13 protein-coding genes are annotated in these 11,666 nt (G+C 72.9%); 7 read left to right on the plus strand and 6 right to left on the minus strand.

The features are described 5' to 3' along the window. Positions 1–155: 155 nt before the first annotated feature. The 3 genes from ML5_RS09215 (at position 156) to ML5_RS09225 (ending at position 3,384) form a co-directional block, all read left to right on the plus strand. Positions 156–1,376 (plus strand): S8 family peptidase, encoded by a 1,221-nt coding sequence (locus ML5_RS09215; RefSeq protein WP_013284775.1) that lies wholly within the window; start codon positions 156–158, stop codon positions 1,374–1,376. Between the two features lie 118 nt (positions 1,377–1,494). Beyond that, on the plus strand, positions 1,495–2,079 hold the full coding sequence (locus ML5_RS09220) for an HhH-GPD-type base excision DNA repair protein (protein WP_013474502.1): 585 nt from the start codon (positions 1,495–1,497) through the stop codon (positions 2,077–2,079). Positions 2,080–2,151: 72 nt separating this feature from the next. Beyond that, entirely contained in the window at positions 2,152–3,384 is a 1,233-nt protein-coding gene (locus ML5_RS09225; RefSeq protein WP_013474503.1) for a low temperature requirement protein A, read from the plus strand. A 4-nt stretch (positions 3,385–3,388) separates the two neighbouring features. Here the strand turns inward: ML5_RS09225 and ML5_RS09230 are convergent, their stop codons facing one another. Then, positions 3,389–3,700 (minus strand): hypothetical protein, encoded by a 312-nt coding sequence (locus tag ML5_RS09230; RefSeq protein ID WP_013284778.1) that lies wholly within the window; start codon positions 3,698–3,700, stop codon positions 3,389–3,391. After that, complete coding sequence (locus ML5_RS09235) at positions 3,690–4,001, minus strand: hypothetical protein (protein WP_236619385.1); 312 nt, start codon at positions 3,999–4,001, stop codon at positions 3,690–3,692. Before ML5_RS09235 ends, ML5_RS09230 begins: the two co-directional genes overlap by 11 nt. Before the next feature lie 106 nt (positions 4,002–4,107). Between ML5_RS09235 and ML5_RS09240 the strand changes: the two genes are divergently transcribed. After that, positions 4,108–4,464: a DUF3099 domain-containing protein gene (locus tag ML5_RS09240; RefSeq protein ID WP_013284780.1), complete on the plus strand. Its 357-nt coding sequence runs from the start codon at positions 4,108–4,110 to the stop codon at positions 4,462–4,464. A 39-nt stretch (positions 4,465–4,503) separates the two neighbouring features. Here the strand turns inward: ML5_RS09240 and ML5_RS09245 are convergent, their stop codons facing one another. Together ML5_RS09245 and ML5_RS09250 are read right to left on the minus strand one after the other, a co-directional pair. Beyond that, a complete protein-coding gene (locus ML5_RS09245; protein WP_013284781.1) occupies positions 4,504–5,400 on the minus strand; it encodes a carbohydrate kinase family protein in 897 nt (298 codons plus the stop codon). After that, positions 5,397–6,329: a pseudouridine-5'-phosphate glycosidase gene (locus tag ML5_RS09250; RefSeq protein WP_013284782.1), complete on the minus strand. Its 933-nt coding sequence runs from the start codon at positions 6,327–6,329 to the stop codon at positions 5,397–5,399. The genes ML5_RS09245 and ML5_RS09250 overlap by 4 nt, the downstream gene beginning before the upstream one ends. A gap of 88 nt (positions 6,330–6,417) precedes the next feature. On the opposite strand from ML5_RS09250, the gene ML5_RS09255 reads away from it, so the two are divergent. From ML5_RS09255 to ML5_RS09265, 3 genes are all read left to right on the plus strand, one after another. Continuing rightward, positions 6,418–6,636, plus strand: a complete 219-nt coding sequence (locus tag ML5_RS09255) for a DUF3039 domain-containing protein (RefSeq protein WP_013284783.1) — start codon at positions 6,418–6,420, stop codon at positions 6,634–6,636. 40 nt (positions 6,637–6,676) lie between these two features. Next, the gene (locus ML5_RS09260; RefSeq protein WP_013284784.1) at positions 6,677–7,327 is read left to right on the plus strand and encodes a trimeric intracellular cation channel family protein; all 651 of its coding nucleotides are present in this window, start codon (positions 6,677–6,679) and stop codon (positions 7,325–7,327) included. Positions 7,328–7,517: 190 nt separating this feature from the next. Further along, a complete protein-coding gene (locus ML5_RS09265; RefSeq protein ID WP_041784162.1) occupies positions 7,518–9,239 on the plus strand; it encodes a DEAD/DEAH box helicase in 1,722 nt (573 codons plus the stop codon). Positions 9,240–9,391: 152 nt separating this feature from the next. On the opposite strand, the gene ML5_RS09270 is transcribed toward ML5_RS09265, so the two are convergent. Both ML5_RS09270 and ML5_RS09275 read right to left on the minus strand, forming a co-directional pair. Then, a complete protein-coding gene (locus ML5_RS09270) occupies positions 9,392–9,625 on the minus strand; it encodes a hypothetical protein (RefSeq protein ID WP_013284786.1) in 234 nt (77 codons plus the stop codon). A gap of 244 nt (positions 9,626–9,869) precedes the next feature. Beyond that, the gene (locus ML5_RS09275) at positions 9,870–11,471 is read right to left on the minus strand and encodes an RNA polymerase sigma factor (protein ID WP_041784477.1); all 1,602 of its coding nucleotides are present in this window, start codon (positions 11,469–11,471) and stop codon (positions 9,870–9,872) included. Positions 11,472–11,666 lie beyond the last annotated feature (195 nt).

Consider the following 11,666-nt stretch of genomic DNA (forward strand, 5'->3'; position numbering starts at 1 on the left):
TCCGGCGTGGCGCGCACCCGCCGATCCATAACGTGGACCGTATCTATCGGCAACTATCTCTTTCATGTGTATCGATCTCTGGTTAGCATTCCTGCCAACATCCGTCGATGGGGCGATCCGGCCACAAACCGGGCCGCCCGGTAGGGAGCCAGACGATGCCCGACGTGTCCCTTCCCCGGCGGCGCGCGCTGCGTGCGCTCGCCGTCACGGCCGCCGCCGCGGCCTTCGCCGCCGCCGCCTCCACGCCTGCTCTCGCCGCGCCCACCGGGGAGATCCGGTACGCCGGCGCCGCGGACGCCGTCAGCGGCAGCTACGTGGTCGTGCTCAAGGGCGACGCGGTCGGCACCGCGAACACCCTCGCCGCCCGTACCGCCGTCCCGGACCGGGCCGCCGGCCTGGCCAAGCGCTACGGCGGCAACGTCGGCACGGTGTGGAGCTCCGCTCTCACCGGCTACAGCGCGAAGATGACCCCCGCCCAGGCGCGCCGCCTGGCCGCCGACCCGGCCGTCGCGTACGTCGAGCAGGACCGCGTGATGACCACCCAGGGCACCCAGACCGGCGCCACCTGGGGCCTGGACCGGATCGACCAGCGCAACCTGCCGCTGAACAGCACCTTCACCTACCCGAACACCGCCAGCAACGTGCGCGCCTACATCATCGACACGGGCATCCGCACCACGCACAGCGACTTCGGCGGCCGGGCCACCTGGGGCACCAACACGGTGGACACCAACAACACCGACTGCAACGGCCACGGCACCCACGTCGCCGGCACGGTCGGCGGCACCAGGTACGGCGTGGCCAAGAGCGTGCGCCTGGTGGCCGTCAAGGTGCTCAACTGCTCCGGCAGCGGCACCACCGCCGGCGTGATCAGCGGCGTCAACTGGGTCACCTCGAACGCGGTGAAGCCGGCCGTGGCCAACATGAGCCTCGGCGGCGGCGCCAGCACCACGCTGGACAACGCGGTGGCCAACTCGATCAACTCCGGCATCACGTACGCGCTCGCGGCCGGCAACTCCAGCGCCAACGCGTGCAACTCCTCGCCGGCCCGCGTCGCCTCGGCGATCACCGTCGGCTCGACCACCAGCACCGACGCGCGGTCGTCCTTCTCCAACTACGGCTCCTGCGTGGACATCTTCGCCCCGGGTTCGTCGATCACCTCGGCGTGGCGTACCAGCGACACCGCCACCAACACGATCAGCGGCACCTCGATGGCGTCCCCGCACGTGGCCGGCGCGGCGGCGCTCGTCCTGTCCGCGAACACCTCCTACACCCCGGCTCAGGTGGCCAGCTACCTGACCAGCAACGCCACCACCGGCAAGGTGACCAGCCCGGGCTCGGGCTCGCCGAACCGGCTGCTCTTCGTCGTCAACTGACGACACGGGTGACCTGACCACTCCGTGGGCCGCGGCCCGGTGGACCTCCCAGGGGTCCGCCGGGCCGCGTCACGTCGTCGGGGAGTCGCCGCCCCCGACCGGCGGCCGGCGCGGCACTATGGTCCCCATGACGCTGTCACTGCCCATCGACCCGCAGGCCAACGAGCTGCTGGCACGCAGCCCGCTGGCCCTGCTCCTCGGCATGGTGCTGGACCAGCAGGTGCCGATGGAGAAGGCGTTCTCCTCCCCGTACGTGCTGGCGCAGCGCCTCGGCCACGAGCCCGACGCCGCGGAACTGGCCGGGTACGACCCGGACGCCCTCGTGGAGATCTTCGCCCGGCCGCCCGCGCTGCACCGCTTCCCCAAGGCGATGGCGGCCCGGGTGCAGGAGGTGTGCCGGGCGCTCGTCGAGCGCTACGACGGCGACCCGGCCCGGCTCTGGTCCGACGTGACCGACGGCTGGGAGCTGCTGCGCCGGGTGGGTGAGCTGCCCGGGTTCGGCCGGCAGAAGGCGCAGATCTTCGTCGCGCTGCTCGGCAAGCGGTTCGGGATCACCCCGGACGGCTGGCGCGAGGCAGCCGGCGACTACGGCGACGCGGACGCCCACCGTTCGGTCGCGGACGTGACCGATCCCGAGTCGCTGCGCCGGGTACGCGAGTTCAAGCAGCGGATGAAGGCGGAGGCGAAGGCCGCGAAGGGCTGATCCGCCGTACGCCGCCGCAACCGGCCCGCCGTCCCTGTCGTTGGTCGCCAGGACGGGGGACAGGGGCGGACGATGACCGAGCAGCGGGGCGGGGCGCTGCTGCGTACCGCGTCCAGCCCCGGGCGGGCCACCTTCCTGGAGCTCTTCTTCGACCTGGTCTTCGTGTTCGCGCTGACCCGGGTCTCCCAGCGGCTGATCAACGGCGTCGACGGCTCCGCCGGTGCGGTGGCCGCCGACGTGGGCAGGACCCTGCTGCTGTTCCTGGTGCTCTGGCAGGTCTGGACGATCACCACCTGGGTCACCAGCCGGTACGAGCCGGAGCGCGCCGTCATCCAGGTCGTGGTGGTCGGCACCATGTTCGGCAGCCTGGTGCTGGGCGTGACCCTGCCCCGCGCCCTGGAGGAGCGGGCGTTGCCGTTCGCGCTCGCGTACGTGGTGGTGATGGTCGGGCGGCCGCTGCTGATCGCGGTGGCGTTGCGTGCCCACCCGCGGCGTCTGGTCCCGCTGCGGCTCGCCGTCTGGGCGGGGGTCAGCGCCCCGCTGTGGATCGCCGGCGCGCTGATGCCCGGTCCGCGCCTGGCGCTGTGGGTCGTCGCGCTGGCGGTGGACCATCTCGGCACGTTCCTGGGCTGGCCGCTGCCGTGGATCGGGGCGTCGCGCATCCGGCAGTGGCTCGTCGCCGGGGAGCACCTGGCAGAGCGCTACCAGCAGATCTTCCTCATCGCGCTCGGCGAGTCGATCCTGGTGATCGGCGTGACCTACAGCGGGAAGGAGTTCTCCGGCGACGCGGCGGTGGCGTTCACGATCTCGTTCGTGATCACGGCGTTGCTCTGGCGCATCTACTTCTACCGGGCCGGTCACCTGCTGGCGGAGGCGCTGCGGATGGCCGGCACGCCAGGGCGGCTGGCCGAGTCGGCGGCGCAGACCCACCTGTTCATGGTGCTCGGGGTGCTCAGCGCCGCGGTCGGTTACGAGCTGGTGATCGCCCACCCGTACGACACGGCCCGGCCGAACTGGCTGGTCTTCGTGGTGGGCGGCCCGGCGCTGTTCCTGGCCGCCCGCTCCCGGTTCGAGTACGAGATCTTCGGCCGGGTGTCCCGCCCCCGGCTGGCCGGGCTGCTGGCCCTGGTGCTGCTCCTGCCCGCGCTGGCGACCGTGCCGGCGATGTTCGCGCTCGGCGCGGTGGCCCTCGTGCTGGCGCTCGTCGCGTTCGCCGACGCCCGCCGGGCCTGGCACCGGCCGCCGGAGTCCTCCGCCTCGCCGATCGGGCGGGAGGCGCTCGGCGAGGGCGGCCCGGAGGCGTGAGCCGTCAGGCGGCGGTCGGGCGGGACAACGACGCCAGCGCGCGGCGTACGTCGGCCAGCGAGACGGTGGCCGAGTCGTCCAGGTCGGCCAGGCCGGCCTCGATCCACTGCCGCATCAGTGTGGTCACCCCGATGCCGCGCGCGTCGGCGGCGGCGCGGACCCGCTCGTACGTCTCCAGCGGGAGCCGGACCGACCGGCTGACCATCGGCACGTCGGTGTCGGGGGTGGGCAGCTGCGCCGGTGACGTGTCGTCGATCAGGTCGGCGAACGCGTCGCCTCCGGCGTGGAACCGCTTGGTCGCCTCGTCACGGTGCATCGTGACCGCCTCCTCGTCGGCGTGATCTCCGCACCGCCTCGTCGTAGCGCTTGGCCTCGACGTCGCTCAGTTCGCGGGCGGTGAGGATGTCCCAGTCGTTGTCGGTGCCGTCGGCCTCGGCCAGCAGCACGGCGAGCCGCCGGCCCCGGTGGTCGGTGGCGTAGACCACCATCACGTCGTCCCCGAGGTGGCGGATGACCCGGCGCTTGCTGTGCAGGGCCTCCCAGACTTCCCCGGGCGTGACGTCGTAGACCCGCAGGTTCGCCAGCGCCTCGTCGGTGAAGCTGAACCGGTTGGCCACGGGCGAAGCGTACCACGCACGTAACACGCACCCGGCTGTCACGAATTTCGCCGATCATCCGTCCGGAGTGACAGGATGGGCCCTGTCCCCTCGTAGGAGGTCCGTGGTGAAGCGTCAGGCGTACCAGCCGATACTGATCACCGACGCCCCGCGCAGCCAGGACGACCAGCTCAACAGCCGGCAGAAGCGATACGTGCTGATGATGGCCATCCGGGTCGCGTGTCTGGTGGCCGGCGCGATCCTGGTCGGCGCGAAGGCCCCGCTGCTCTGGCTCTGGCTGCCGCTGTGCGCGCTCGGCATGGTGCTCGTGCCCTGGCTGGCGGTGCTGCTGGCGAACGACCGGCCGCCGAAGGAGGAGCACCGCCTGGCGAACCGGTTCCAGAACCGGCGCCGCGAGGAGCCCGCGCCCACGGCTCTGACCGCCGAGGAGAACCCGCACAAGATCATCGACGCCGAGCCCTGACCGGCCCGGGCGGAGCACCGCCCGGACCGGCCGCAGGCGTCAGGGAGCCGGGCGGGCGCCCACTGTCGTCACGGCGAGCGCGCCCAGGTCACCGGCGCGGCCCAGCGCCGCACGCGGGTCGGCCCCGGCCAGCCACGCGGTGAGCAGCCCGGCCGCGAACGCGTCCCCGGCGCCGGTCACGTCCACCACGTCCACGCCGGGCGCGGGGGCGAACTCCACCACACCGCCGCGCTCCACCCACACCGCGCCCGCCGCGCCGCGCTTGACCACCACCCGGTGCGCCACCGCGGTGAGCGCCCGCGCCTGCGCCGCCGGGTCCAGCCCGCCGGCCAGCACCGTCGCCTCGTCCGTGTTGACGAGCAGCAGGTCGACGTCGCGTACCCAGGTCAGGAACGCCCCGCCGACGCGCCGCAGCGGCGCCGCGGACGCCGCGTCGACGCTGACTGTCAGCCCGCGCTCGCGAGCGGTGGCCAGCGCGCGCAGGCCGGCGCCGCGCGACCCGACGTCCAAGAGGGTGTACGCGGACAGGTGCAGATGCCCGGCGTCGGGCGCGGCGGCCAGGGCCGCGTCCACGTGCGCGGCGGTCAGCCGCAGGTTCGCGCCGCGCTGGCTGACCATCGTGCGCTCCCCGTCGTGGGTGAGCACGATGACGGTGCCGGTCGGGTAGCCCTCGTGCCGCTCCACCGCGCAGTCGACACCGATGCGGGTCAGCTCGGCCACCCGCTCCCGGCCGGTCTCGTCGTCGCCGACGGCGGCGACCAGCGTCACCGCGGCGCCCTGCCCGGCGAGCCAGGCCGCTGTGTTCGCCGCCTGCCCGCCGCCGCTGAACCGGATGCCGGCCGCGGTGTCCGAGCCGGTCGCGAGCGGCCCGGACAGCACCGCGAGCACGTCGGTGATCACGTCGCCGACGACGACGATGCGCGGCCTGGCGTTCATGCCGTACCGGTGGGGCGGGCCGCCGCGGCGACCGCGATCCGGGCCGCGAGGTCGGCGTTACGCAGGATGATCCGGACGTTCACCGCCAGGCTGGCGCCCTCGGTGGCGGAGTGGAAGTGCGACAGCAGGAACGGGGTCACCGCCTTGCCGGTGATCCCCTCGCGGGCCAGCGCGGCCAGGCCCTCGGCGAGCGTGCGGTCGTGCAGCGCCGGGTCGAGCTGCTCGTCGGCGGGCAGCGGGTTGGCCACCACCAGGCCGCCGTGGTGCACGCCGTGCGCCGCGCGGGCGGCCAGCACGTCCGCCACCTGCTCCGGCGAATCGACCGACCAGTCCAGGTCGAAGCCCGCGTCGGTGAGGTAGAAGCCGGGGAAGCGGCGGGTGCGGTAGCCGACCACGCCCACCCCGAGCGTCTCCAGGCGCTCCAGCGTGGCACCCACGTCGAGGATCGACTTCACCCCGGCACAGACCACGGCGATCGGCGTCCGGGCCAGCGTGACCAGGTCGGCCGACTCGTCGAACGTCTGCGCCGCCTCCCGGTGCACGCCGCCGAGCCCGCCGGTGGCGAACACGCCGATCCCGGCCGCCGCCGCGACCGCGCTGGTGGCCGCGACGGTGGTCGCGCCGTCCGCGCCTGTCGCCGCCGCCGGGGCCAGGTCGCGGACCGAGAGCTTGCTCACGCCGTCGACGGTGGCGAGCCGGGTGAGCTGGGCGTCGTCCAGCCCCACCCGCAGCTCGCCGGCGACCATGCCGATGGTGGCCGGCACCGCCCCCGCGTCCCGTACCGCCTGCTCGATCTCGCGCGCCACCCGCAGGTTGTCCGGGCGGGGCAGCCCGTGCGAGACGATCGTGCTCTCCAACGCCACGACCGGGCGGCCGTCCCGCAGGGCGTCGGCCACCTCACTACCGAGACTGATGTGAAAGTTGGTCACGTCGGTTACCGTACGGGCCGCTTCCGGCCGGGGCCCAGTTGGACCGGGGCGGACCGACCTGCAAAACTGGAACGCCGGAGGTGTAGTCGTGAGCACAGAGGTTCTCGAGCGTCCCGAGCTGAAGGACGCGGACACTGGTCCGGAGATGTTCCACTACGTCCGCAAGGAGAAGATCGCCGAGAGTGCCGTCATGGGCACCTACGTGGTCGCGCTCTGCGGCGAGACGTTCCCGGTCACCAAGGCGGCCAAGCCGGGCTCGCCGGTGTGCCCGAAGTGCAAGGAGATCTACGACTCGTACGCCGAGTGACAGCGGGCGGCTCCGCCGCCCCTCGACGTAACCTGCGGCGGTGACCACCTCCACCGCGCTCCTGCTCGCCGACCTCACCGGCGTGGCGGTCTTCGCCGCCTCCGGCGCCTCCGCGGCGGTGGCGAAACGGCTCGACCTGTTCGGGGTGGTCTTCGTCGGCGTGGTCGCCGCGCTCGGCGGCGGTATCTTCCGCGACCTGGCCATCGACGAGGTGCCCCCGCTGGCGTTCGCCGACTGGCGCTACGCCGCCACCGCCGCAGTCGTCGCCGCGGCCGTGTTCTGGCTGCACCCCCAGCTCGCCCGGCTGCGCACCACAGTGCTGGTGCTGGACGCGGCGGGTCTCGGCCTGTTCACAGTCACCGGCACGCTCAAGGCCCTCGACGCCGCCGTGCCGGCGGTCGGCGCCTGCATGATCGGCATGCTCACCGCGATCGGCGGCGGGCTCGGCCGGGACCTGCTCACCGGCGAGATCCCGGTGGTGCTGCGCCGGGAGATCTACGCGCTCGCGGCGCTCGCCGGCTCGATCGCGGTGGCGCTGCTGTCGGCGTGCGGACAGGCCACCGCCGTGCCGCTCACCGGCGCCGCGCTGCTGGTGTTCGGGCTGCGCCTGATCGCGCTGCGCCGCCGCTGGTCCGCCCCGGTGGCGACGCTGCGGCCGCCGCGCACCGGCACCCGGGGACCACTGCCCTGACCCGATCCGCGCCGGGGTGGGCGGATGTGACAGGCGTGGCGTCGAGTGGGGCGTACGGCCCGCGCTGGTTATGCTGAACCGGCCTTCGCGGCACGGATGCGCGAGGGCGTTTTCATGGGCGGCGGCTCCCGTGGCCCCGGTCGGGCCCGCCGCCGTCCGCGGCGGAGAGGAGCTACGCGTGCCACCGCGGATGCCGGCGCTCGACACGTTCCCGCCCCTGCGCGCCTGGCAACGCAAGGCGCTGGTGGAGTACCTGCGCCGCCGGACCGAGGACTTCACAGCGGTCGCCACGCCCGGCGCCGGTAAGACCACGTTCGCGCTGCGGATCGCCGCCGAGCTGCTCGCCGACGGCACCGTCGAGGCGGTCACCGTGGTCGCGCCGACCGAGCACCTGAAAACCCAGTGGGCGCAGGCCGCCGCACGGGTCGGCATCCAGCTCGACGCCGCGTTCCGCAACGCCGACCTGCACTCCGCCGCCGACTTCCACGGCGCCGTGGTCACCTACGCCCAGGTGGGCATGGCGCCGCAGGTGCACCGGCGGCGCACCATGACCCGGCGCACGCTCGTCATCCTCGACGAGATCCACCACGCCGGCGACTCGCGTACCTGGGGTGACGGCGTGAAGGCGGCGTTCGAGCCCGCGGTACGCCGGCTGATGCTCACCGGTACGCCGTTCCGCTCCGACGACAACCCGATCCCGTTCGTCAGCTACGAGCGCGGCGGCGACGGGCTGCTGCGCTCCCGCGCCGACTCGGTCTACGGCTACTCCGACGCGCTGCGCGAGGGCGTGGTCCGGCCGGTGCTGTTCCTGGCGTACTCGGGGGAGACCCGCTGGCGCACGAACGCCGGCGAGGAGCTGGCCGCCCGCCTCGGTGAGCCGATGACGCAGGACCTGATCGCCCAGGCGTGGCGTACCGCGCTGGACCCGGCCGGCGACTGGATGCCGCAGGTGCTGCGCGCCGCCGACGCCCGCCTGACCGTGCTGCGCGCCAACGGCATGCCCGACGCGGGCGGGCTGGTCATCGCCAGCGACCAGCAGGTGGCCCGCTCGTACGCGAAGCTGCTGGAGCAGGTGACCGGTGAGAAGGCCGCAGTGGTGCTCTCCGACGACCAGGGCGCGTCCGCGCGGATCGCGACGTTCGCCGCCTCCCAGCAGCGGTGGCTGGTCGCGGTGCGGATGGTGTCCGAGGGCGTCGACATCCCCCGCCTGGCCGTCGGCGTGTACGCGACGAGTGCCAGCACCCCGCTGTACTTCGCGCAGGCGATCGGCCGGTTCGTCCGGGCCCGCCGCTCCGGCGAGACCGCGTCGGTGTTCCTGCCCAGCGTGCCGCACCTGCTCGGGCTCGCCAGCGAGATGGAGGCCGAGCGGGACCACGTGCTCGGCAAGCCGAAGGACCGCGAGGGCTTCGACGACGACCTGCTGGAGCGCGCCCAGCGCGACGACGGCGCCAGCGGGGAGCTGGAGAAGCGCTTCGCGGCGCTCTCCGCGACCGCCGAGCTGGACCAGGTGATCTTCGACGGTGCCTCGTTCGGCACCGCCGCCCAGGCCGGCACGCCCGAGGAGGAGGAATACCTCGGTCTGCCCGGTCTGCTCACCGCCGACCAGGTCTCGCTGCTGCTGACCAAGCGGCAGGCCGAGCAGCTCGCCGCGCAGAAGCGCCGGGCCGCCCAGCGGACCGCTGAGCCGGCCGCTGCGGCCCCGGTGGCGGCGCCCCCACCGATGAGTGCCGCCCAGCGCCGGGTGGCGCTACGGCGGCAGCTGAACGCTCTGGTGGCCGCCCGGCACCACCACACCGGCCAGCCGCACGGCAAGATCCATGCCGAGCTGCGCCGGATCTGCGGCGGCCCACCCAGCGCGCAGGCGACGATCGAGCAGCTCGAGGAGCGCATCGCCACCGTGCAGACCCTGTAAGGAAGGGCCCCCTGTTAACGCCTCCGGTAGAGCAGGGGCCCCTTCTTAACACCGTCGCGCACCGTTGGCACCCGGCACGAAAAACCGGCCGGAGGCTCCCCTTGCGGGTGCCTCCGGCCGGTCATGTCGGGTTGTGGACTTCTTGTCGGACCTCAGTTCGCCATCAGATCGGCGCCTCGCCAGCTGAACTCCGGGTCCGACGCGTACCGCACGGTGATCTTCACGAGATCCTCCGCGTACTTGTTCGCGTGGTGCCCACAGAACACCAGCTCACTCCCACCCGCCAGAGTGATGCGGAGCTTGCCGGCAGCATTGCAGCGGTCGCACCGTTCATCGGCGGCCGGGGGGCTCACCGTCTCGGGCGGCGGCGTGAGGGTCGGGGTCATCGCCTTCCTCCTCTGGTCGTCACCGATGAACACTCTCTTCGGTTGCTCACCTATCGTGCAACACCCATCTCGGGCCCTGCCTTCCCTGTGTGCCCGCGGGGGACCGAGGTCACACCTGGCGTGGAGGACAGTGTGCCGTGCACCAAGGGTGCCACGTCAACGATCACAAACAGGCAACCGAACGATCACCAAAGAGTGTTCTACGGCTGGTGATCAAACCGGCACGATTTGTTGACGTACGCGGTCAGTCCAGGTAGTCGCGGAGCACCTGGGAACGCGAGGGGTGCCGCAACTTGGACATGGTCTTGGATTCGATCTGCCGGATGCGTTCCCGGGTCACGCCGTACACCTGGCCGATCTCGTCCAGAGTGCGCGGCTGGCCGTCGGTGAGACCGAAACGCAGGCGCACCACGCCCGCCTCACGCTCGGACAACGTCTGCAGGACCTGCTGGAGCTGGTCCTGCAGCAGCGAGAACGACACCGCGTCGACCGCGACGACCGCCTCGGAGTCCTCGATGAAGTCGCCGAGCTGGCTGTCACCCTCGTCGCCGATGGTCTGGTCGAGCGAGATGGGCTCCCGGGCGTACTGCTGGATCTCCAGCACCTTCTCCGGTGTGATGTCCATCTCCTTGGCCAGCTCCTCCGGGGTGGGCTCACGGCCCAGGTCCTGGAGCAGCTCGCGCTGGATGCGGCCGAGCTTGTTGATCACCTCGACCATGTGCACCGGGATGCGGATGGTGCGGGCCTGGTCGGCCATGGCGCGGGTGATGGCCTGGCGGATCCACCAGGTGGCGTAGGTGGAGAACTTGTAGCCCTTGGTGTAGTCGAACTTCTCGACCGCGCGGATGAGGCCGAGGTTGCCCTCCTGGATGAGGTCGAGGAAGGCCATGCCACGGCCGGTGTAGCGCTTGGCCAGCGAGACCACGAGCCGCAGGTTCGCCTCCAGCAGGTGGTTCTTGGCGCGCTCGCCGTCCCGCGAGATCCACATCAGGTCGCGCTGGAGGTCGCGGACCAGCTTCTCCTCGCCCTCGTCGGCGGCGCGCAGCCGCTCGGCGGCGTAGAGGCCGGCCTCGATCCGCTTGGCCAGCTCGACCTCCTGCTCGGCGTTGAGCAGCGGCACCTTGCCGATCTGCTTCAGGTACGCCCGCACGGAGTCGGCGGAGGCGGTCAGCTCGGCGTCCCGGCGCGCCTGCTTCAGCGCCTCGGACTCCTCGTCGTCCCACTCGAAGTCGTTGTCGGTGGCGGAGCTGGCCGCGTCGGCCTCGGCGGCCTGGGTCAGCTCGGCCGGCTCCTCGACCACCACGTCCTCGATCTCGGCGGCCAGCTCCTCCGGATCGATCTCGCCGTCGGGGCCCTCGCCCTTGCCGCCGGCCTTGGCCGGCTTGGCCGCTGCGGTCTTCGCCGCCACGGTGGCCTTGGTGGCGCGGGTCGTCTTGGTGGCCTTCGCCGGGGCCGCGGCCTTGGCCACGTCGGCGGTGGTGGCCTTGCGCGCGGTCGCCTTCCGGGGGGCCGGGGCGGGCGACTCCTCGGCGGCGGGCGCCTGCTTGGGGGCGGGCGCGGCGGCCTTCTTGGTGGTCTTGGCCGTGGTCGCGCGGGAGGCCGGGGTGGCGGACCGGGCGGCGGCGACGCGGCGGCGGGTGCTCGCCGAGCCGTCCACCACCACCGTCACGCCCGCCTCGGAGAGTGCGCGGAGGATCTTCTTGGCCTGGGCCGGGGTCACCTCAGCGGACTCGACGGTGCGCGCGAGCTGGGCCGACGTGAGCTGGCCGCCGGCGCTCTGCGCGTGGGCGATCAGGGTGTCGGTGAGCGAGCGAACGTCGGCGCCGGTCTGGCGGGGATCTGTCACGAAGACCTTCCGGAGGCGAAAGAGCGAGCACGGCCGGGTCGTCCGGCGCAGCATGGGACGGCCGCGCCGGGCGAGTCGTTGAGGACCCCCGTGTCCCGGGCCGTCCGGTCGCTGGCGGTCCGTGGCGCGTGGGCAGGGTGAATTGTAACGCCGTCTGCCGCGATCATCCCGCGCCGCACGGCGGACCTGCGGTCC

It is taken from the genome of Micromonospora sp. L5 (assembly GCF_000177655.2).
Taxonomy (GTDB): Bacteria; Actinomycetota; Actinomycetes; order Mycobacteriales; family Micromonosporaceae; genus Micromonospora; species Micromonospora aurantiaca.